Origin of the sequence: Pseudonocardia nematodicida (assembly GCF_040105385.1) — a bacterium.
Lineage (GTDB): Bacteria > Actinomycetota > Actinomycetes > Mycobacteriales > Pseudonocardiaceae > Pseudonocardia > Pseudonocardia nematodicida.
This window is the reverse complement of sequence record NZ_JBEDNQ010000001.1, coordinates 764,426-784,812: the sequence shown is the minus strand read 5'-3', so window position 1 is coordinate 784,812 and position 20,387 is coordinate 764,426. Positions and strand designations below refer to the sequence as shown.

The window sequence follows — 20,387 nt, the reverse complement described above, 5'->3', positions numbered from 1 at the left end:
TCCGGTCGATACCCGGCATCCCAAGTCTTTCTTTCCGCCCGGAGTGACCTGCGACATAGCGTCCTCGGCATGCGGATCGTGGTGGGCCGGGTGGCGGACTTCCCGCCCGGGGAACGCAGGATCGTCAACCAGGGGCGGCGCTCGATCGGGGTGTTCCGGGTCGGGGACAGCTTCTACGCCCTCAACAACCACTGCCCCCATCTGGGCGGGCCGTTGTGCCAGGGCCGGACGCAGGCCTGGGTCCGGTCCGACCGTCCGGGGCACTACGAGCGGGACACCGAGCACGCGCTGGTCGCGTGCCCGTGGCACGGATGGGAGTACGACCTGGCGACCGGCCGGTCGTTCCTCGGGCCGGGGGAGCCGCCGGCTCGCGCCTACGCGGTATCGGTGGAGGCCGCGGAGTGCGAGGCCGGGGCGGCCGGGGGTGCCGCGGCGGCGCCGGAGGGCGAGCCGGATCTGGCACCCGGCACCGCCCCGGCCGGCGCCTCCGGTCCGGGCGGGCGCCGGCCCGGACCCTACGTCGCCGAGACCTACCGGGTGACCGTGGAGAGGTTCGGCCCGGACGACCACATCGTCGTCGACACCACACAGCGACCGGGTGCGACGCCCGGGGAGACCGGAGGGACCGGACGATGACCGGAACGATCAGCAGTCCGGCGGCGGCACCGGCGGCCGGGTCCGCCGGCCGGACCCGCACCACCGTCGTCGACACCGACATCCACCCCGCCTGCCCGGCGGCCGAGCTGCTGCCCCGGCTGGACGCCCGCAGCCGTCGCCGGTTCGAGCTGTTCGGCAGCCGGGTGCCCGCGCCGCCGGAGGTCTACCCGCGGGTCCGGAACTCCGGCTACCGGCTCGACGCCTGGCCCGAGGGCGCATTCCCGGGCAGCGACCTGCAGCTGGTGCGCGAGCAGTTGCTCGACGAGTACGGCATCTCCTACGGCGTGCTGATCCCGCTGCAGGGACAGAGCTACGGCACGGAGTCCCCGGAGTACGCCGCGGCCCTGTGCCGCGCGCTCAACGAGTGGGTCGCCGAGTGCTGGCTGGACCGCGAGCCACGGCTGCGGTCCTCGATCGCGGTGCCGCTCGAGTCGCCGGACCTGGCCGCCGAGGAGATCCGCCGCTGGGCCGGTGATCCCCGGTTCGTGCAGGTGCTGCTGAGCACCGGCGGGGAGTCCGGCTTCGGGCGCCGGCGCTACTGGCCGATCTACGCCGCCGCCGCCGAGGCCGGGCTGCCGATCGCCGCGCACACGGGCGGGCTGGAGCAGCACCGGGGCGCCGGCTGGCCCTCGTTCTACCTGGAGGAGCACGTCTGGAACGGCAACATGATGGGGGCCCTGGTCACCAGCATGCTCTGCGAGGGTGTGTTCACCGAGTTCCCCGGCCTGCAGCTGCTGTGCGTCGAAGGCGGGCTGGCCTGGGCGGCGCCGCTGATGTGGGCGCTCGACGACGGCTGGTCGGTGCTGCGCGAGGACGTCCCGCACCTGACCCGGCCCCCGTCGGAGGTGCTGCGCGAACACCTGTGGTTCACCACCCAGCCGGTGGAGGAGCCGAAGGACCCGGCCGACCTCGGGACCGTGATCCGCCACCTGGGCCTGGAGGACCGGATCATGTTCGCCTCCGACTACCCGCACTGGGACTTCGACTCCCCGCAGGCGGTGACCCGGCTGTTCCCGGCCGAGCTCAAGGACAAGATCATGGGGGACAACGCCCGGACCCTGTACCGCCTGCCCACCGGTGGTGCGGCGTGAGCGCCCCCACCGCCCTGCGCACCGTGGACACCGACGTGCACTGCGTGCCGTCGTCGATCACCGACCTGCTTCCCTACCTCGATCCCTACTGGCACGACTACGTCACCGAGGGCGGGGTGTCGCTGTCGCCGACCCAGGGCGGCGCCTACCCGCCCGCGATCGGGGTCGGCGGGCGCCCGGTCACCGGAGCGGACGCCCTCGCCGACCGGGTGCTCGACCCGGCCGGCACCGAGGTCGCGGTGCTCGGCTGCACCGCGACCTTCCAGGCCAACCGCAATCCCTACTACGAGGCGGCGCTCTGCCGCGCGGTGAACGACTGGCTGCTGGCCGAGTGGGCCGCGCGCGATCCCCGGCTGCGGGTCGCGGTCGTGGTCCCGACCCTCGACACGGGCGCCGCGGTCCGCGAGCTGGAGCGGCTCGGCGGTCAGCCCGCGGTGGTCGCGGTCCTGCTGCCGGTCCGGACCGACGCCCCGTGGGGCACCATCGCGCACCGGCCGGTGCTGCGCGCCGCCGCCGCACAGGGCCTGGTCGTCACGCTGCACGCCTGGGGCCGGGCCGGGAACGCCCCGAACTCCAGCGGGATCACCCACACCTACCTCGAGGACTACCTGGCGAACTCGCAGGTGATCGCGCAGGCGCAGCTGGTGAGCCTGGTGACCGAGGGCGTGTTCGCCGAGCTGCCGGACCTGCGGGTGACCGTCGCCGAGTGCGGGTCCACCTGGCTGCCCACCCTGCTCTGGCGCTTCGACAAGGACTGGAAGGGCGTCTGGCGGGAGGTGCCCTGGGTGAACCGGCCGCCGTCGGAGATCGTGCGCGAACGGTTCCGGTTCACCACCGCCCCGATCCACCTGCCGGCCGACCCGGTACAGGCCCGCGAGGCACTGGACCTGCTCGACCCGGGCCTGCTGATGCATGCCGGCGACCACCCGCACGATCACGGCCCGGGCGCCGGGCGGCTCGACGCGGCGCTCACCGCGGCCGAGCGGGACGCCGTCCACGGCGGCACCGCGGCGGCCTGGTACCGGCTCGGATGACCGGCACTCCACCGGATCCGCCGCTGCCGGACCAGTCGGCGAACCCGCTGCTGCCGGGCGAGCCCTGCGACGTCGTCGTCGGTTCGGGGGCCCGGATCCGGGTCCGCGAGTGCGGCCGCGGGGAACCCGTGCTGCTGCTGCACGGCTGGCCGCAGACCTCGGTGGTGTGGCACCGGGTCGTCCCGGGGCTCGCCGCGGAGCACCGCGTGGTGCTGGCCGACCTGCCCGGCTACGGCGACAGCACGCTGCCCGCGGACGCGCCGGTGACCGCGTCCGGGAAACGGGCGATGGCCGCCGACCTGGTCGAGGTGATGACCCGGCTCGGCCACGAGCGGTTCGCCGTCGCCGGGCACGACCGTGGCGCCCGGTGCGCCTACCGGATGGCGCTCGACCACCCGGACCGGGTGCGCGCGCTCGCGGTGCTGGACGTGCTGCCCACCGCTGACGTCCTGGCCGGTGTGGACGCACGGTTCGCCCGCGGCGCGTGGCACTGGTTCGTGCTGTCCCAGCCGTCCGGCGTCGCCGAGCGACTGCTCGCGGCCGACCCGGACGCGGTGCTGGCGTGGGGACTGGCCGAGGTGTGCGACCCGCGGGCGCTCGCGGAGTACCGCGCCGCCTGGGAGCGCCCGGAGGTGCGGCACGGGATGTGCCAGGACTACCGGGCGGGGTTCGACGTCGACGCCGCCGACGACGAGGCCGACCGCGGGCGGCGGACGATCGGCTGCCCGACCCGCGTCCTGTGGGGCGGTCGGGGGCCGCTCGGCCGCACCGGCGACGTGCTCGGGACCTGGCGGGTGTGGGCGCCCGCGGCGACCGGCCGGGCCCTCGCGGCCGGGCACCACCTGCCCGAGGAGGCACCCGCCGAGGTGTGCGCCGAGCTGCTCGGGCTGCTCGCGCCGCAGGTCGTCGGAGATCCTTCCCCGGCCCTGTGAGCTGGGGGTATCAATCGAACTGATGCCGATCAGGCGGATCGTCTATTTCCGCCCGGATCCGGCGTCTCCCTAGCGTGTGACCCGCATCGCACGTGATTCCGCAACGACGCGAGGAGATCGGTAGATGACCACCACACCCGCCCGGCCGCACCGCCGGGGGCCGGGACGCCTGGTCCGGATGTGCGCGGCCCTCCTGGTCGGAAGCGCGGCCCTGGCCGCCTGCGGGGCCGAGGGCTCCGCGGACGGCACGGACGAGATCACGTTCCTGAACGTGCTGCCGATGGAGAGCCTGTCCTTCGCGCCGGAGATGATCGCCGACACCCGCGGGATCTTCGCCGAGCACGGGTTGGATGTGACCTTCGAGGCCACCCAGGGCTCCGCCCCCGCCATCCAGACCCTGCTCGCCGGCTCGGCCGAGATCAGCCGGATTGGCGACATCGAGACCATGATCGCGGCCGGGACGCGGGAGGCACCGCTGAGCGTGCTCGGCGAGCCGATCAGCCGGGGCACCATCCGGATGATCTCCACCGAGGCGAACCCGATCACCACGGCCGCCGACTTCCAGGGCAGGCTGGTCGGGACGCCGTCCGAGGGTGGGACGAGCTCGATCACCCTCGACCTCGTCGCCGGGTCCGCCGGGATATCCCCGGACGAGGTTAACCGCCAGGTCGTCGGGCTCAGCCCCGGCGTGTTCGACCTGCTGACCGCGGGCCGGGTGGACGCCTACATCGTCTCGCTGGACACCTCGGTGCTGCTGGACCAGACCCGGCCCGAGGCCGTGGTCTACGACCCGAACGACGACATCACCGCCGGCGCGCAGATGTACGCGACCTCCCAGGCGCAGGCCCAGGACCCCGAGACGCAGGACAAGCTGCGCCGCTACCTCGCCGCGATCGACGAGGCCATGCAGTTCATCGTGGCCGACCGGGAGAGCGGGTTCGCCGAGACCACGGAGCTGATCGGATCGAAGTACGAGGTCCCGGCGCTCTCGAACCCCGAGGTCGCCCAGGAGGCCCTCGGGACCTACGTGGACGCCTTCACGGCCGGGGACTCGCTCGTCGGGGTGTCGCCGGAGCGGTGGGCCGCGACCTACGAGGAGGTCGTCGGGATCGGGCAGCTGCCGGCCGGTCTCGATCCCGCCGAATGGCTCGACACCTCGCTCGCGCCGGCGGGGACGCAGTGAGCGCCCCGGCCCGGCCGACCGGAACCGACGGAGGACCGATGACCCAGGAGACGGTGCCGGCGCTGACGTCCGCAGAGGCCCCGACCGTGCGCGACCGGGCGGTCGGCCTGCGGGTGTCCGGAGTGGACAAGATCTACCCGACGCGGCGCGGCGAGGTGCACGCGCTGTCCGGCATCGACCTCGACATCGGCCGTGGCGAGTTCGTCTCGCTGGTCGGGCGCTCCGGCTGCGGCAAGACCACACTGCTGCGGATCCTGTCCGGACTGCTCGCACCGACCGCGGGCACGGTGGAGGCCGGCGGCCGGTCGGCCTGGGTGTCCGGGCACCGCAACGACGCGGTGTTCGCGGAGTTCGGCCTGGTCTTCCAGGAGGCGAACCTGTTCCCCTGGTTCACCGTCGCCGACAACATCGCGCTGCCGCTGAAGTTGCGCGGCGTCGGAAAGGCGCAGCGACGCGCCCGGGCCGTCGAGCTGTGTGGCACCGTCGGGCTGAGCGGTTTCGAGGACTCGCACCCCCGCGAGCTGTCCGGCGGGATGCGCCAGCGCGCCGCGATCGCCCGCGCGCTGGCCTGCGATCCGTCCGTGCTGCTGATGGACGAACCGTTCGGCGCGCTGGACGCGATGACCCGCGACCGGATGAACCTGGAGCTGCAGCGGATCCATGCGGAGTCCGGGGCGACCGTCGTGTTCGTGACGCACTCGATCACCGAGGCGGTGTTCCTCGCTGACCGGGTCGTCCTGCTGACGCCGCGTCCGGGGCGGATCCGGTCGATCACCGGGATCGACCTCCCACGCCCGCGCTCGGCCGAGACCGAGGCATCCGCGGAGTTCGGCGGGATCGTCCGCGACCTGCGCACCGAACTGGACCTGGAGGACTGATGGTCGCGACCGAACCCACCCGGGCCACCGGCGCGGAGAACACGGCGAACACCGCGGCGGCCGCCGCCCCCGACGGGCCCGACGGCGAGTCGCCCTGGATGCGCCGCCTGCCCTGGATCAGCGGGCCCGTGCTGCTGCTGTTGTTGCTGAGCGCCTGGCAGTTCACCGTCTCGGTGATCGGCGTGTCGGAGTTCATCCTGCCGGCGCCGGCGGCTGTCGCCGGGGCGCTGGTGGAGCTGTTCTCCGGCCCGCAGATCTGGGGGCACATCGGGATCACCCTGTTCGAGGTGCTGGCCGGCTTCGGGATCGCGTTGGTCTGCGGGGTGACGATCGGCGCGGTGCTGGGCCGGGTCGAGTGGCTGCAGCGCGCGGTGCAGCCCGCGCTGGTGGCGCTGCAGGTCGTGCCGAAGGTCGCCTTCGTGCCGATCTTCGTGATCTGGTTCGGCTTCGGGCCGACCTCGAAGGTCATCATGGCTGCGCTGCTGGCCTTCTTCCCGATCATGCTGAACGTGATGCTCGGGGTGCGCTCGGTGGACCGGGGGCACCGGGACGTGATGCGCGGGCTCGGCGCGAGCCGGTGGTCGACGTTCCGCAACCTGGAACTGCCCTCCACGCTGCCCTACGTCTTCACCGGCGCCGAGGTGGCGATCGTGTTCTCGGTGATCGGGGCGATCGTCGGGGAGTACCTCGGTGGCAGCGAGGGGCTGGGCTACCTGGTCGTGTCCAGCTTGAACGCGCTCGACGCGCCACGCCTGTTCGCGGTGATCGTGCTGCTGGCGGTGCTCGGATCGCTGCTCTACGCCGCGGTGACGATGACCAAGAAACTCGTCATCCCGTGGCACGAGTCGGTGTCGACCGGCGTCTGATCGGATCGGGGCACGGGGCCGGAACCGCCGTCGCGGGACCGGCCCCGTGCCTCATCCGGCGTGAGGCCCCGCCGACAGCGCCTCGGTCAGCAGCGCGACGAGCGCCTCGTGCTGCACGTCGGCCGACGACCCGACCTCCTCGTCGGACCCGTCCAGTGCCGCGGCGGCCAGGCCCGCCTTGCCGTCGATCAGCTCCGCGATCCGGGCGTCGATCGTCTGCGCGGCGATGATGCGCCACGCGGTGACCGGCTCGGTCTGGCCGATGCGGTGGCTCCGGTCGATGGCCTGGGTCTGCTCCGCATCGGTCCACGACAGCTCCGCGAGCACGACGTTCGACGCGACCTGCAGGTTGATCCCCACACCCGCCGCCGTCAGCGAGCACACCGCGACGCCGACGTCGGGATCGGTCACGAACGCGTCGACGTTGCGCTGCCGGACCGACGGCGTCTGGTCACCGCGGATCGAGGAGAACCGGATCCCGCGCTCGGCGAAGGTCTCCTCGGCGACGTCCATCACCTCGACGTGCTTGGCGAAGAACACCACCTTGCCGGCGCTGCGGACGAGCTGGGCGGCGTAGTCGGCGGCCAGCGCGGCCTTCGCCCGGCCGATCCGGCGCATCGTGCCGAACACGTTCTCGCCGCCGGCGGCGTTGACCGCGTCCTTCTGCTCCCACTTGGCCACCTGGCGCACCAGGTCGTGGTCGATGCCCTCGACTCCGATGCCCTCGACTCCGCTGCCCTCGCCGCCGCGGCGGTGCGCGAGCGCGTCGGAGTACCGGGTGACCATCCGCCGGGCGAGGTCGCGTTCGGCGGCCCGGATCGAGCGGCCGACCGGCCCGTCCAGCTCGACCGGGAGGTCGGCGATCCGCCGTGCCGGGATGTCGGCGGCCACGTCGACCTTCCGGCGCCGGACGATGCCCATGTCGACCACGCACTGCCGCGCAGCGGCGTAGAAGCGCTGGTCGGCGGGGGTCAGCCCGGTCGCGGTCAGGGCGTTCATCAGGTCCGGGAGCGGCTTCTTCTCGTCGATCCAGCCGAGGAACTCCCAGATGGCGAGGAAGTCCTCGATGTCGTTGATCAGCGGGGTGCCGGTCAGCGCCATCAGCAGCGGGCGCGGGGTGAAGGACCGGATGCGGGAGGAGAGCTCGAGGGCGTGCCGGGAGCGCTGCGAGCCCTTGTTCTTGATGAAGTGCGCCTCGTCGATGACCATCCCGCGGAACCCGAACTCGCCGAGCCAGCCGGAGTGCCGGTCGAGGACGTCGTAGTTGACCACGACGATGTCGGCGAAGCCGTCGATCGAGTCACCCTGGCCGTAGACCACCGTGGCGGGGTGCCGCGGCGTCCACCGCTGCGCCTCACGCGCCCAGTTCGTCTTCACGACGTTCGGCACGACGACCAGCAGCGGGTAGGCGTCCGCCGCCTCCGCCGCGAGCAGCGCCTGCGCGGTCTTGCCCAGCCCCGGCTCGTCGGCGAGCAGGAACGTCCGGTGTCCGGCCTCCGCCGCGGCGATCAGCCGCGCCTGGTGCGGCATGGGCTCCGGGCCGTCCGGCCGTCGCCGCGGCGACGGCTCGGGCAGCGCCATGCACGCCGGGGCGCCGGCACCCGCGCGCTCGAACGACCGGAGCAGCGGCTCGAGCAGCTCCCAGCCGGTCAGCGGGGTCGGACGGCTGGTGGCCGGCCGGGCCGCCGAGAAGTCGGGGGCGAGGAAGGGGTTGGCCATCTGCCGCGAGACGACCGACTGCGGGACCACCTTGGGCGCGGCGGGCTCGGCGGCGGGCTCGGCCGGCGCGGGTTCGAGCTCGGCGGTCTCCGGGCCCGGCTCGATCCCCGCGCTGCGCAGCACGTCCCGGGCCAGCGTGCGGGCCTCGTCGGAGAAGACGGCGTCCTCGGACAGCAGCGCGAGGAGCGCCCCGTCGCGGACAGCGGTCGTCGCCAGCGTCGTCGCGAGACCGTCGAGGCGCTTGAGCCGCTCGGTCCGTCGCGCCTCGCTGCGTTCGGTGCCGGTCAGGACGCGGGCGCGCTCGGTCCGCAGCAGCAGCGCGACCGCCTGGAACCTGGTGCGTGTCTCGGAGGTCACGCGGCCGTTCCGGAGCCCGGCCCGGACCTCCCGGACGGAGCGTGCGAGGACGGACATGATGTCCGCCTTGGCGCCGCCGTCGCCGTCGCGCCGTCGGTTGCGCGGTGCGTCGCGGCGGGTCGCGGTCCGGGGCCGGCCTCGTCGTGCCAAGAACCTTCTCCTCGGGGTCGCGGCAGGGCAGCCGCGTACGGTCTCGCAGCACGAGGTGCTGCAGTCGGGTGGGCGTCACGGGGAGGAGCCGCAGTGGGCTCCTCGCCGGATGTGATCCGACCGGGGGCCCGGCGGTGACGGTCGTCGCGGCCAGGGACCCCGCGCCGCACGGGAATCCGGGACGCCGCCTCGGATTCTAGCCGGACGCGGGCGCGGGTTCGACCGGGCATCACGTCGACGATCAGGACGTCCGCGACGCCGCCCGCGTGCCCGGACCGGCACGGCCGGACCCACGATCAGAGGAAGCTGACGTTCTGCGCCAGCGCGACCCGGTCCGAGTAGTTGATCGTGTTCGTGGCCCGGCGCATGTAGGCCTTCCACGCGTCCGACCCGGACTCCCGCCCGCCGCCGGTCTCCTTCTCGCCACCGAACGCCCCGCCGATCTCGGCCCCCGACGTGCCGATGTTGACGTTGGCGATGCCGCAGTCCGAGCCGTCGGCGGCCAGGAAGCGCTCGGCCTCCTGCTGGTCCCGGGTGAAGATCGACGACGACAGGCCCTGCGGGACGTCGTTGTGCAGCGCGACGGCCTCGTCGAACGTGTCGTAGGTCAGCACCCAGAGGATCGGGGCGAAGGTCTCCTCCCGGACGACCGCGGTCTGGCCCGGCATCCGCACCAGCGCCGGCTCGACGAAGACACCGCCGCCGCTGCCGAGCCGGTTCCCGCCGGCGACGATCGTGCCGCCGTCGGCCGCGGCCCGATCCAGCGCCGTGGCCATCGCGGTCGCGGCCCGCTCGTTCACCAGCGGGCCGACGAGCGTCTTCTCGTCGAACGGGTCACCGACGTTCAGCCGCGCGTACGCCGCGGCGACCCGGTCGACCACCTCGTCGGCGACGTCGCGGTGCACGATCAGCCGGCGCAGCGTCGTGCAGCGCTGGCCGGCCGTCCCCGCCGCGGCGAACACGATGCCCGGCAGCGTCACCTCCAGGTCGGCGGACGGGGTGACCACCGAGGCGTTGTTCCCGCCGAGCTCGAGCAGCGACCGGCCGAACCGGGCGGCCACCCGCGGGCCGACCTCGCGGCCCATCCGGGTCGAGCCGGTGGCGCTGAGCAGCGCCACCCGGGCGTCGTCGACGAGCGCCTCGCCGCCGTCCCGCCCGGCGAGCAGCAGCCGGTGCACCGCGGCCGGCGCGCCGGTGCGCTCGATCGCGCGGTCCAGCAGCCGGCTCGCCGCGATCGAGATCAGCGGGGTGAGCTCGCTGGGCTTCCAGACGACGGTGTCGCCGCAGACCAGCGCGACCGCGGTGTTCCACGACCACACCGCGGCCGGGAAGTTGAACGCCGAGATCACCCCGACCACGCCGAGCGGGTGCCAGGTCTCGGCGAGCCGGTGGCCGGGCCGCTCGGAGGCGATGCTGCGGCCGTAGAGCTGCCGGGACATCCCGACCGCGAGGTCGCAGATGTCGATCATCTCCTGGATCTCGCCCAGGGCCTCGGAGCGGATCTTCCCGGCCTCGATGGTGATCAGGTCGGCGAGGTCCCCGTGGTGCTCGCGCAGCAGCTCACCCAGGACCCGGACCAGCTCGCCGCGGACCGGCGGGGGAGTGGTCCGCCAGGTGGCGAACGCCTCGGCGGCCTCGTCGACGGCCCGGCCGACGTCGTCGGCGGTGTCGGCGCGCAGGTCCAGCAGCGTCTCCCCGGTGATCGGGGACCGGGCCGACAGCCCGGTACCGGCGGGGACCGACGCGCCCACCCGCCGCAGCGCGTCGAGGGCACGCCGGCGCAGCTCGTCCGTGCCGGGCAGCGAGGCGGTGTGGTCGGTCATCAGCTCTCCGTTCTCCAGCGGTGTGCGGTGCCGCCGATCCTGCCCGGTCCCGGGGTGCGAGACCGGGTGGCGCCGCCCGGCCGCGTCGCGCGCAGACTGTGCGGACGACGGCGGGCCACCGGCCGCCAGGGAGGATCAGGACAGCAGTGAGAGCAGTACCGCTACCGATCGACGGCGCGTGGTTGTTCGAGCCCACCACGTTCGCCGACGACCGGGGCACCTTCACCGTGCCGTTCCAGGCCGCCGCGTTCGCCGGCGCGCTCGGCTACGACCTGCCGGTCGCCCAGGTCAACCACTCGGTGTCGCAGGCCGGGGTGATCCGCGGCGTGCACTTCGCGGACGTGCCGCCCGGCCAGGCGAAGTACCTGCACGTGGCGGCCGGGGCGATCCGCGACGTCGTCGTCGACATCCGGGTCGGGTCGCCGACCTTCGGCCGGCACACGGTCGTCGACCTCGACGCGGCCGCGCCGCGGGCGGTCTTCCTGGCCGAGGGGCTCGGGCACGCGTTCCAGGCGCTGACCGACGGCACGGTCGTCGGCTACCTGTGCTCGACGCCCTACGACCCGTCGCGCGAGCACGGGATCCACCCGCTCGACCCGGAGCTCGCCCTGCCGTGGCGCGACGATCTCGCGCCGGTGCTGTCACCGAAGGACACCGTCGCCCCCGGCCTCGCCGACGCCGTCGACCAGGGGTTGCTGCCCACCCACCGGGCCTGCGCGGAGCACTACACGCGGCTGCGCGCGGGTAGCCCTCGGCACGCTGCCGGAGCCGGCGGCTGAGCGTTGCGCCGCGGCACGGGCCCGGTCCGCTAGAACGGATGGCGCCGGTGGCACCGCCGGCCGGTGGGGAACGTGACGAGGGGATGCCATGAAGATCGGAATCGGACTGCCGAACCAGGTGCGCGACGTCGACCCGACGCTGATCCCGCGCTGGGCGGCCCGCGCCGAGGAGGCCGGTTTCTCGACGCTCGGCACGGTCGGCCGCTACGCGTACCCCGGGGTCAGCGACACCGTCGCGTTGGCAGCCGCCGCGGGGGCGACGCAGCGGATCGGGCTGCTGAGCCACGTGCTCCTCGCCCCGAGCTGGCCCGCGCAGCTGCTGGCCAAGGAGGCCGCCGGCATCGACGGGGTGTCCGGGGGCCGGCTGACGCTCGGGATCGCGGCCGGGATGCGTCCCGACGACTTCGTCGTCCCCGGGCTGGGCACCGCCGGGCGCGGCCGCCGGTTCGACGCCGACATCGAGCACTACAAGGAGGTCTGGGACGGCCGCCCGGTCGGCGGCGGGCCGAACCCGGCCGTGCCGGCAAGCACCCGCCGGGTCCCGCTGCTGTTCGGGGCGCAGAGCGAGGCCGCCATGGCTCGGGCGGCCCGGGAGGGCGAGGGCTACATCGCGGGGTCGGTGCCGGCGTCGATGGTGGTGGACGCGTTCGCGGGGTTCCGGGCCGCCTGGTCCGGCGCCGGTCGCGAGGGCGAGCCCCGGATGGTCGCGCTGGCCTACTACGCGCTCGGCGACGCCGAGGCCGGCCGGGCCGCGGTGCACGACTACTACAGCTTCGGTGGCGAGGACTTCGCCGGGCTGGTCTCGGGAAACCTCTCCGGCGACGCGGACGCGATCAGGACGACGGTCGCGGCCTTCTCCGAGATCGGCGCCGACGAGCTGGTGCTCGTCCCCGGCGTCGCCGACCTCGACCAGGTCTCCCGGCTGGCCGACGTGGTGCTCTGACCGTCCGGGCTCACGGGAGGGACGGGGCCGGCTCCCGCAGCTGACGCAGTGTCAGCGCGACGGCGAGCCGGCTCCGCCCGGCGCCCGACCGCACCCCGAAGCCGAGGTCGGCCTCGGCCCGCCCGAGACGGGACGCGACGGTGCTGTGGTGCAGGTGCATCGCCTTCGCGGCGAGGCGGACCGACTCGGTCACGCACACGGTGTGCAGGGTGGCCAGGGTCAGGTGCCCGCCGCGGCGGCGGACGACCCGGTCGAGCGCGCGCACGTCGGGCACCTCGGCGATCGCCTCCGGCGGGACGTGCTCGGCGAGCGCGGCGAACCCGCCGAGATCGTCCCAGTGGACCCGCGAACCGCCGTGCAGCCAGCGCGCGCCCGGCACCGCGGGCGGGTCGATCGCGAACCGCAACGCCACGCGGGCCCGCTGCCAGGACCGCCACACCTCGTCGGCGCGGGTCACCGGTCCGATCCCCGCGCGCCCGGGCGGCAGGTCCGGGCCGGGCCCGGCCGGCCCCGCGCGCGACGTCCCGCCCGGCAGGAGCACGGCGTGCCGCCCGTCGACCGGGGCGTGCCCGAGCCCGCCGGGACGGGCGGCCGGGAGCTCGTCGGCGGGCGCCGGGATCGCCGCCGCCCGGACCTGCCGCGCGGGATCCAGGCCCATCAGCTGCAGCGCCCGGGCGCGCTCGTGGTCGTCCGTGTCGCCGTCCAGCACGAGGCCGAGCAGGGCCGGGTCCCCGAGCCCCGGTGCACCGTCCTGCCGGCCCCGCCGGATGGCGACCGCGGCGGCGCAGCGCTCGAGCACGATCGGATCGAGGGGCAGCGGCCCGTCCGGGCGTTCGAGCCAGACCTCCCCGCCGCCGTCGACGTCGGCGGCCTGGGCCCAGCCGGGGCGGTGCCCGTCCAGCCGGCGGCCGTCCGGCGCGCACCGCAGCAGCGTGCGGCCCTGCTCGTCGGTGACCCCGGCCGGGCACTCGGCCAGCCGGGCGGTCGCCCGGACCAGCGCGGCGGGCCCGAGTCGTTGCTGCACGAGGCGGTCGTACACGGCGATGACCCGCACCGCCCCCTCGGCGTCGGCGTCCAGTGCCGAGAGCCGCAGCAACAGCGCCCGCATGCCCGGTCACGCTACGGGCGTCCCTTCGTGACCGGGAACCGCCAACCGGCTAGCGCGATCGCGTGCACGGGCGCCGGTTGGCGGGTGGCGCCGCACCCGACGGTCGCGGAGCATGGTGTGACCGGAGTCACTCACGGGGGAGGGGTCGTCGTGGATCGCGAGCTCGCCGAGGCCGTCGCGCTGATCCCCCCGCTGTCGTTCGCCGACCTCGATCGGACCCGCAGGCTGTTCGACGACCTGGTCGTCGCGGTCCCGGCCGATCTCAGTGGGGTGTGCGTCGAGGACCGGCTGGTGCCCGGCCCGGCCGGTGCGCCCGACGTCGGGGTCCGGATCCTGGCCCCGGCGGAGCCGGCCGGTGCCGGTCCCCGCCCGGCGGTGCTCGACATCCACGGCGGCGGGTTCGCGATCGGCTCGGTGGCCCTCGACGACGGCGCCAACGCGGCGATCGTCCGCGCGACCGGCGCCGTCGTGGTGTCGGTGGAGTACCGGCTCGCGCCGGAGCACCCGTACCCGGCCGGTGCCGAGGACTGCTACGCCGCGCTGACCTGGCTCGCCGCGCACGCACCGGAGCTCGGCGCCGACCCCGCCCGGATCGCGCTGCTGGGCGACAGCGCCGGCGGCGGGCTGGCCGCGACCACCGCGCTGTACGCCCGCGACCGCGGCGGACCGGCCCCGGTGCTGATGGCCCTGATCGAACCCGAGCTCGACGACCGGCTCGACACGCACTCGATGCGCACCGGCGCCGACACCGTCGTCTGGAACACCGCGCAGGCCGTGCACAGCTGGCGCTACTACCTCGGCGGTGCCCCGGCGGACGGCTACGCCGCCCCGGCCCGGATGGCCGACCTGACCGGGCTGCCGCCCACGTACCTCACCGTCAACGAGCTCGACTGCCTGCGCGACGAGGGTCTGGAGTTCGCGCGCCGGCTGCTGGTCGCCGGCGTACCCACCGAGCTGCACTGCTGGCCGCGGACCTTCCACGGCTTCGCCGCGCTCGTCCCGGAGGCGGCGGTGTCGCTGCGGGCGGCGACCGCGCTGCACGACGCGCTGCGGCGCGGGTTCGCAGGAGCGGACGAGCTCACCGGGGCCTGAGCGCACCCACACGAGGAGGAGCCATGACCACCGCACAGCCGCAGTTCGACGCCGTCGTCGTCGGCGCCGGGTTCTCCGGGCTCTACATGCTGCACCGGCTCCGCGACACCCTCGGGATGTCCGCGGTGGTGTTCGAGGCCGGCGACGACGTCGGCGGCACCTGGTACTGGAACCGCTACCCGGGCGCCCGGTGCGACTCGGAGAGCTACTTCTACAGCTTCTCCGACCGGCTGTCCGAGGACCTGCTGCAGGAGTGGACCTGGAGCGAGCGGTTCGCCGCGCAGCCGGAGATCCTGCGCTACCTGAGCCACGTCGCCGACCGCTACGACCTGCGGCGCGACATCCGGTTCGGGACCCGCGTGGTCGCCGCGGAGTACGGCGACGGCGACGGCACCTGGACCGTCACCACGGACGCCGGCGACCGGGTCACCGCGACCTACCTGATCACCGCCGTCGGGTGCCTGTCCACGACGAACCTGCCCGAGTTCCCGGGCCGGGAGAGCTTCCGCGGCGAGTCGTTCCACACCGGACTGTGGCCGCACGACGGCGTCGACTTCACCGGCAAGCGGGTCGCCGTCATCGGCACCGGCGCCACCGCAGTACAGGTCGTCCCGGAGATCGCCGAGCAGGCCGAGCACCTCTACGTGTTGCAGCGCACCGCGAACTACGACATCGCCGGCGGCAACCGGCCGATGGACGACGAGGACGGCAGGCGGATCAAGGAGAACTACACCGAGATCTGGGCGACCACCCGCGAGACCGGCTTCGGGTTCCCCTACCACACGCAGAACCGCTCGGCGCTGTCCGTGAGCGACGCCGAACGCCGGCAGATCTTCACCGAGGCGTGGGAGACCGGCGGGTTCCGGCTGGGGACCACGTTCAACGACCTGCTGCTCGACGAGAAGGCGAACGAGACCGCCGCGGAGTTCCTGCGGGAACGCATCCGCGAGCGGGTCACCGACCCGGCCGTCGCCGAGCTGCTCTCGCCCCGGGACCACCCGTTCTTCACCAAGCGCCCGCCGCTGGAGAACGGCTACTACGACACCTTCAACCGGGAGAACGTGACGTTGGTCGACGTCCGGACGGTGCCGATCTCCGAGATCACCCCGACCGGGGTGCGCACCGCGGACGCCGAGTACGAGGTGGACGCGATCGTCTACGCCACCGGGTTCGACGCGATGACCGGGACGCTGTTCACCCTCGGCATCCGCGGCCGGGACGGGCGCGACCTGCGCGACAAGTGGGCCGACGGGCCGCGCAGCTACCTGGGTGTCGCCACGCACGGGTTCCCGAACCTGTTCATGATCACCGGTCCGCAGAGCCCGTCGGTGCTGAGCAACATGCCGGTGTCCATCGAGCAGCACGTCGACTGGATCACCGACTGCCTGCGCGACCAGCGGGCCCACGGGCTCGACACGATCGAGGCACTGCCCGACGCCGAGGACGACTGGGTGGACCACCACGACGAGGTCACCGCGGCGACCCTGCTGCCCCGGGCGAACTCCTGGTGGGTCGGGGCGAACATCCCGGGCAAGCCACGCAGCCTCTATCCCTACGTCGGCGGCGTCGGCACCTACCGGCTGATCTGCGACGCGGTCGCGAACCGGGACTACGACGGGTTCGCCCGCGGTACCGGCGGCGCGGCCACGTCCGGCGGGTTCACCGGCGTCGCACGCGCCACCTTCGCCGACGTCCTCGCGGCCGCGGCCGCGCCCTGAGCCCTGAGCCCTCCCACGATCGGAGACCGTGATGCCACTGCACCCCGAGGCCCGGCAGCTGCTCGCCGCGCTCGAGAGCGCCGGGCTGCCGCCGTTCGAGCAGATGACCGTCCCGCAGGCCCGGGCCGCCGCCGCGGGCTTCGCCGACCTGCAGGGCGAGCCGCCGGAGATCGCCACCGTGGACCGGACCGTGCCGGGCCCGGCCGGCGACATCCCGGTGCGGGTCTACACGCCGCCCGGCGACAGCCCGAAGCCGATGATCGTGTACTTCCACGGCGGCGGCTGGGTGATCGGCGATCTGGACGTCTGCGACAACCCGGTCCGCCGGATCGCCCTGGCCACCGGCGCCGTCGTCGTCTCGGTCGACTACCGGCTCGCGCCCGAGCACGTCTACCCGGCCGCGTTCGACGACGCCTACGCCGCGACCGCCTGGGTCGCCGAGCACGCCGCCGAGCTGGGCGGCGACGCCGCGCGGATCGCGGTCAGTGGGGACAGCGCGGGCGGGAACCTGGCCGCCGCCGTCGCGATCGCCGCGCGGGACCGGGGCGGGCCCCGGCTGGCGGCGCAGCTGCTGCTCTACCCGGCGACCGACTTCGACTTCACCAGCGGCTCGTACGCCGAGAACGGCGCGGGCTACCTGCTCACGATCGGCTCCATGCAGTGGTTCTGGGCGCACTACCTCGGCGCGCAGGACCTCGACCGGGACCCGTACCTGTGCCCGGCCCGGGCCGAGAGCCTGGCCGGGCTGCCGCCGGCGTTCGTCGCGACCGCCGAGTTCGACCCGCTGCGCGACGAGGGCGAGGCCTACGCCGCGAACCTGCGCGTCGCGGGTGTCGAGGTCACCGCGACCCGCTACGACGGCATGGTGCACGGCTTCGCCTGGACGCTCGGCGCGACGCCCAGCGGCGCGGTCCTGATCGACGACCTGGCCGCCGCGTTCCGGGCGGCCCAGGAGCGGGGACAGGAGGTGGTCACCGGCTGACCCGGTCGACCGCACCCGGCTTCACTCACGAACTACCTATATAAGTAGTGCACACCGCTATTGCGTATGACGAGGGTGAGCTGGAATAGTCCGTGACTCCGACCTGGGAGGGACATGGACGTCACTCGACCGCCCCGGACGGACTCCCTCGCGGCGCTGCGCACCGAGGTCCGGGAGTTCGTCGCCGACCACACCGACGCGGCCGGCGTCGACTCCTGGCTGGTGGGCTGGGACGAGGAGTTCACCCGGGAGCTGGCCGCGCGCCGCTGGCTCGGGATGACCGTGCCCGTCGAGTACGGCGGGCACGGGCGCACCCACCTGGAGCGGTTCGCCGTCACCGAGGAGCTCCTGGCCGCGGGAGCGCCGGTGGCCGCGCACTGGATCGCCGACCGGCAGATCGTCCCGTCGCTGCTGCGCTACGGCACCGAGGAGCAGAAGCGCCGCTACCTACCCGCGATCGCCGCCGGGACCTGCTTCTTCGGGATCGGGATGAGCGAGCCGGACTCCGGGTCCGATCTCGCCAGCGTCCGCACCCGGGCGACCCGCGCCGACGGCGGCTGGACGATCACCGGCACCAAGGTGTGGACCTCCGGCGCGCACCGGGCGGACGCCTTCATCTGTCTGGCCCGCAGCGAACCCCTCGACCCCGCGCACCGGCACGCCGGGCTCAGCCAGTTCCTGGTCGACCTGCGCTCGCCCGGGGTGCGGATCCGGCCGATCCACTCGATGGACGGCTCCCACCACTTCAACGAGGTGCACCTCGACGGCGTGCACGTGCCGGACGACATGGTGTTCGGGACGCTGGGGGAGGGCTGGACCCAGGTCACCTCCGAGCTCGCCTTCGAGCGCAGCGGCCCGGAGCGGTTCCTGTCCACCTTCCCGCTGCTCGCCGAGTGCGTCGAGCAGACCCGGCTCGGCACCCTGGAGCCCTCGGACGACACCGGCCGGCTGGTCGCGCGGGTCGCCGGGCTGCACCGGATGTCGTCGGACGTCGCCGGGCGGCTGGAACGGGGCGAGCGGGCCGACGTCGCCGCCGCCGTGGTGAAGGTGCTCGGCACCTCGACCGAGGGCGACGTCGCCGAGCACGTCGACCTGCTGGGCGGTGGCGCCCGCACACAGCCCGAGCGGCTGCGGCGGTTCACCGAGTCCGCGCTGGTCCAGCGCCCCGGGTTCACCCTGCGCGGGGGGACCAGCGAGGTGCTGCGCGGCGTGATCGCACGAGAGCTGGGGCTGCGCTGATGAGCGACACCGTGACGTCCGTCGACGCCGACCTGGTCGCCATGATGCGGCAGGTGTTCCTCGACGCCCGGGAGAAGGTCGAGGAGGGCCCGCTGGTCGCCGGCGAGGATCTCTGGTCCGAGCTCGACGAGCTCGGGCTCGTCCGGCTGACCGGCGACGAGGACTCCGGCGGCAGCGGCGCCGGCTGGGCGGAGGCCGCCGAGCTGCTGCGGGCCGCGGCGGGGGCCGGCGTCCGGGTCCCGCTCGGCGAGCACGACCTGCTGGCCTGCCGGCTGCTGGCCGACGCCGGCCTGCCCGCCGACGACGCCCGGCGCACGGTCGCCGAGCTCGACGCGGCCGGTACGGGGCTCGCGGTCCCGTGGGCGTCGACCGCCGGGCGGATCGTGTTGCTGGTGCCCCGCGACGGCGGGTACGCGGTCGCCGACGTGGCGGCCGGCGACGTGCGGATCACCCCGGGGACCGGCGCGTCCGAGGAGGCCCGCGACACCGTGTACGCGGCTCCCGCGGTGACCGCCGGCGCCACGCCGGTCGAGCACCGGGTGGTCGCGGCGTACCGGCTGCGCGCGGCGCTGGTCCGCGGCGTCCAGGTCTCGGCCGCCCTCGACCGGATCCTGGAGCTGACCGTCGAGCACGTCCGGGACCGTGTCCAGTTCGGACGCCCGCTGGCGAGGTTCCAGGCCGTCCAGCACCTGGTCGCGGACATCGCCTGCGAGGCCGAGCTGGCCCGCGCCGCGACCGGCGCCGCGGTCGAGCTGATGGCCGTGGCCGGGCCGGACGACCCGCGCACGGCGTTCGCCGTCGCGGTGGCCCGGTCCTGCGCCGGGCACGCAGCCTCGGTCGCGGTCCGCAACGCCCACCAGGCGCTCGGGGCGATCGGCACGACCCGCGAGCACCGGCTGCACGAGTACACCCGCGCCGCGCTGGCCTGGCGCAACGAGTTCGGCGCGGTCCGGGAGTGGGACCGCCGGGTCGCCGCCGCGGCGGCCGACGCGGGCGGATCCGGCCTCTGGCCGCTCGTGGTGGACTGAGTATCGGATCGAGGAGAACCGCACGCATGCCCGACCTGGAGTACACCGTCGCCGACGGCATCGGGACGATCCTGCTGAACCGGCCGGACCGCCGCAACGCCTTCACCCTGGCGATGCTCGACGACTGGGCGGCGGCGCTGCGCTCGGCCCGGACCGATCCGGACGTCCGGGTCGTGCTCGTGACCGGAGCCGGCGGCGCCTTCTGCGCCGGGGTCGACCTGGACGACTTCGCCGAGGTGACCTCGACGCTGGGCCGCCAGCAGGTCCTCACCGACCGGGTGCACCGGGTCGCCGCCGCCGCGGTCGAGCTGGAGAAGCCGCTGATCGCCGCCGTCGACGGGGTGGCCGTCGGCGCGGGCATGGACATGGCGCTCGCCTGCGACATCCGCCTGGTCTCGCACCGGGCCCGGTTCTCCGAGGGCTACGTCCGGGTCGGGCTGGTGCCCGGCGACGGCGGCGCGCACCTGCTGCCCCGGATCGTCGGGCAGGCCCGGGCGCTGGAGCTGCTCTGGACCGGCCGCTGGGTCGACGCCGCGGAGGCGGTCGAGATCGGGATCGCGCTCTCGGCGCACCCGCCGGAGGAGCTGGCCGAGCAGAGCCTGGAGCTGTGCCGCCGGCTGGCCGCCGGGCCGCCGGTCGCCCTGCGGGCCATCAAGCGCCTGGTCAGGCACGGTGAGCGCGTCGACCTGATGTCCTCGCTGTCGATGGTCGCCGCCGAGCAGGCGGTGGTGCAGTCCACCGCGGACTCGGCCGAAGCGCTGGCGGCCTTCCGGGACAAGCGCCCACCGGTCTTCACGGGGAGCTGAGC

The 20,387-nt window shown here is 74.4% G+C and carries 18 protein-coding genes; 15 read left to right on the top strand and 3 right to left on the bottom strand.

All coding sequences use genetic code 11. The features are described 5' to 3' along the window. Positions 1-69 precede the first annotated feature (69 nt). From WIS52_RS03620 to WIS52_RS03590, 7 genes are all read left to right on the top strand, one after another. Positions 70-636 carry a Rieske (2Fe-2S) protein gene (locus WIS52_RS03620; RefSeq protein WP_349296624.1) on the top strand — a complete coding sequence of 189 codons (567 nt, stop codon included), beginning with the start codon at positions 70-72 and terminating at the stop codon, positions 634-636. Continuing rightward, entirely contained in the window at positions 633-1,748 is a 1,116-nt protein-coding gene (locus tag WIS52_RS03615; RefSeq protein WP_349296623.1) for an amidohydrolase family protein, read from the top strand. Before WIS52_RS03620 ends, WIS52_RS03615 begins: the two co-directional genes overlap by 4 nt. Beyond that, positions 1,745-2,782, top strand: coding sequence for an amidohydrolase family protein (locus WIS52_RS03610; RefSeq protein WP_349296622.1), 1,038 nt, complete (start codon positions 1,745-1,747; stop codon positions 2,780-2,782). Before WIS52_RS03615 ends, WIS52_RS03610 begins: the two co-directional genes overlap by 4 nt. Then, positions 2,779-3,714 carry an alpha/beta fold hydrolase gene (locus WIS52_RS03605; RefSeq protein ID WP_349296621.1) on the top strand — a complete coding sequence of 312 codons (936 nt, stop codon included), beginning with the start codon at positions 2,779-2,781 and terminating at the stop codon, positions 3,712-3,714. Before WIS52_RS03610 ends, WIS52_RS03605 begins: the two co-directional genes overlap by 4 nt. A 124-nt stretch (positions 3,715-3,838) precedes the next feature. Beyond that, positions 3,839-4,897 carry an ABC transporter substrate-binding protein gene (locus WIS52_RS03600; protein ID WP_349296620.1) on the top strand — a complete coding sequence of 353 codons (1,059 nt, stop codon included), beginning with the start codon at positions 3,839-3,841 and terminating at the stop codon, positions 4,895-4,897. Positions 4,898-4,935: 38 nt separating this feature from the next. Further along, on the top strand, positions 4,936-5,775 hold the full coding sequence (locus tag WIS52_RS03595; protein WP_349296619.1) for an ABC transporter ATP-binding protein: 840 nt from the start codon (positions 4,936-4,938) through the stop codon (positions 5,773-5,775). Next, positions 5,775-6,641: an ABC transporter permease gene (locus WIS52_RS03590; protein WP_349296618.1), complete on the top strand. Its 867-nt coding sequence runs from the start codon at positions 5,775-5,777 to the stop codon at positions 6,639-6,641. Before WIS52_RS03595 ends, WIS52_RS03590 begins: the two co-directional genes overlap by 1 nt. 51 nt (positions 6,642-6,692) lie before the next feature. Here the strand turns inward: WIS52_RS03590 and WIS52_RS03585 are convergent, their stop codons facing one another. Then, the gene (locus WIS52_RS03585; RefSeq protein WP_349296617.1) at positions 6,693-8,717 is read right to left on the bottom strand and encodes a DEAD/DEAH box helicase; all 2,025 of its coding nucleotides are present in this window, start codon (positions 8,715-8,717) and stop codon (positions 6,693-6,695) included. A 446-nt stretch (positions 8,718-9,163) separates the two neighbouring features. Further along, positions 9,164-10,690, bottom strand: coding sequence for an L-piperidine-6-carboxylate dehydrogenase (gene amaB, locus WIS52_RS03580; protein WP_349296616.1), 1,527 nt, complete (start codon positions 10,688-10,690; stop codon positions 9,164-9,166). Positions 10,691-10,836: 146 nt separating this feature from the next. Between amaB and WIS52_RS03575 the strand changes: the two genes are divergently transcribed. Beyond that, the gene (locus tag WIS52_RS03575; protein WP_349296615.1) at positions 10,837-11,469 is read left to right on the top strand and encodes a dTDP-4-dehydrorhamnose 3,5-epimerase family protein; all 633 of its coding nucleotides are present in this window, start codon (positions 10,837-10,839) and stop codon (positions 11,467-11,469) included. A gap of 88 nt (positions 11,470-11,557) precedes the next feature. Then, on the top strand, positions 11,558-12,412 hold the full coding sequence (locus tag WIS52_RS03570; protein WP_349296614.1) for an LLM class flavin-dependent oxidoreductase: 855 nt from the start codon (positions 11,558-11,560) through the stop codon (positions 12,410-12,412). Between the two features lie 10 nt (positions 12,413-12,422). On the opposite strand, the gene WIS52_RS03565 is transcribed toward WIS52_RS03570, so the two are convergent. Further along, entirely contained in the window at positions 12,423-13,520 is a 1,098-nt protein-coding gene (locus WIS52_RS03565) for a helix-turn-helix domain-containing protein (protein ID WP_349296613.1), read from the bottom strand. 150 nt (positions 13,521-13,670) lie between these two features. Between WIS52_RS03565 and WIS52_RS03560 the strand changes: the two genes are divergently transcribed. The 6 genes from WIS52_RS03560 to WIS52_RS03535 all read left to right on the top strand — a co-directional run bounded on the left by WIS52_RS03560 (position 13,671) and on the right by WIS52_RS03535 (position 20,385). Beyond that, complete coding sequence (locus WIS52_RS03560; RefSeq protein WP_349296612.1) at positions 13,671-14,612, top strand: alpha/beta hydrolase; 942 nt, start codon at positions 13,671-13,673, stop codon at positions 14,610-14,612. 23 nt (positions 14,613-14,635) lie between these two features. After that, complete coding sequence (locus WIS52_RS03555) at positions 14,636-16,330, top strand: flavin-containing monooxygenase (protein ID WP_349296611.1); 1,695 nt, start codon at positions 14,636-14,638, stop codon at positions 16,328-16,330. Positions 16,331-16,361: 31 nt separating this feature from the next. Further along, a complete protein-coding gene (locus tag WIS52_RS03550) occupies positions 16,362-17,312 on the top strand; it encodes an alpha/beta hydrolase (RefSeq protein WP_349296610.1) in 951 nt (316 codons plus the stop codon). Positions 17,313-17,426: 114 nt separating this feature from the next. Beyond that, positions 17,427-18,551: an acyl-CoA dehydrogenase family protein gene (locus WIS52_RS03545; protein ID WP_349296609.1), complete on the top strand. Its 1,125-nt coding sequence runs from the start codon at positions 17,427-17,429 to the stop codon at positions 18,549-18,551. Continuing rightward, positions 18,551-19,579: an acyl-CoA dehydrogenase family protein gene (locus tag WIS52_RS03540; protein WP_349296608.1), complete on the top strand. Its 1,029-nt coding sequence runs from the start codon at positions 18,551-18,553 to the stop codon at positions 19,577-19,579. Before WIS52_RS03545 ends, WIS52_RS03540 begins: the two co-directional genes overlap by 1 nt. A 26-nt stretch (positions 19,580-19,605) precedes the next feature. Next, positions 19,606-20,385, top strand: coding sequence for an enoyl-CoA hydratase/isomerase family protein (locus WIS52_RS03535; protein WP_349296607.1), 780 nt, complete (start codon positions 19,606-19,608; stop codon positions 20,383-20,385). Positions 20,386-20,387: the final 2 nt, after the last annotated feature.

Coding starts and splice junctions, on each gene's coding strand:
- WIS52_RS03535 (WP_349296607.1), top strand. CDS start 19,606: ATGCCCGACCTGGAGTACACCGTCGCCGACGGCATCGGGACGATCCTG.
- WIS52_RS03615 (WP_349296623.1), top strand. CDS start 633: ATGACCGGAACGATCAGCAGTCCGGCGGCGGCACCGGCGGCCGGGTCC.
- WIS52_RS03540 (WP_349296608.1), top strand. CDS start 18,551: ATGAGCGACACCGTGACGTCCGTCGACGCCGACCTGGTCGCCATGATG.
- WIS52_RS03595 (WP_349296619.1), top strand. CDS start 4,936: ATGACCCAGGAGACGGTGCCGGCGCTGACGTCCGCAGAGGCCCCGACC.
- WIS52_RS03565 (WP_349296613.1), bottom strand. CDS start 13,520: ATGCGGGCGCTGTTGCTGCGGCTCTCGGCACTGGACGCCGACGCCGAG.
- WIS52_RS03600 (WP_349296620.1), top strand. CDS start 3,839: ATGACCACCACACCCGCCCGGCCGCACCGCCGGGGGCCGGGACGCCTG.
- WIS52_RS03590 (WP_349296618.1), top strand. CDS start 5,775: ATGGTCGCGACCGAACCCACCCGGGCCACCGGCGCGGAGAACACGGCG.
- WIS52_RS03555 (WP_349296611.1), top strand. CDS start 14,636: ATGACCACCGCACAGCCGCAGTTCGACGCCGTCGTCGTCGGCGCCGGG.
- WIS52_RS03550 (WP_349296610.1), top strand. CDS start 16,362: ATGCCACTGCACCCCGAGGCCCGGCAGCTGCTCGCCGCGCTCGAGAGC.
- WIS52_RS03620 (WP_349296624.1), top strand. CDS start 70: ATGCGGATCGTGGTGGGCCGGGTGGCGGACTTCCCGCCCGGGGAACGC.
- WIS52_RS03605 (WP_349296621.1), top strand. CDS start 2,779: ATGACCGGCACTCCACCGGATCCGCCGCTGCCGGACCAGTCGGCGAAC.
- WIS52_RS03545 (WP_349296609.1), top strand. CDS start 17,427: ATGGACGTCACTCGACCGCCCCGGACGGACTCCCTCGCGGCGCTGCGC.
- amaB (WP_349296616.1), bottom strand. CDS start 10,690: ATGACCGACCACACCGCCTCGCTGCCCGGCACGGACGAGCTGCGCCGG.
- WIS52_RS03570 (WP_349296614.1), top strand. CDS start 11,558: ATGAAGATCGGAATCGGACTGCCGAACCAGGTGCGCGACGTCGACCCG.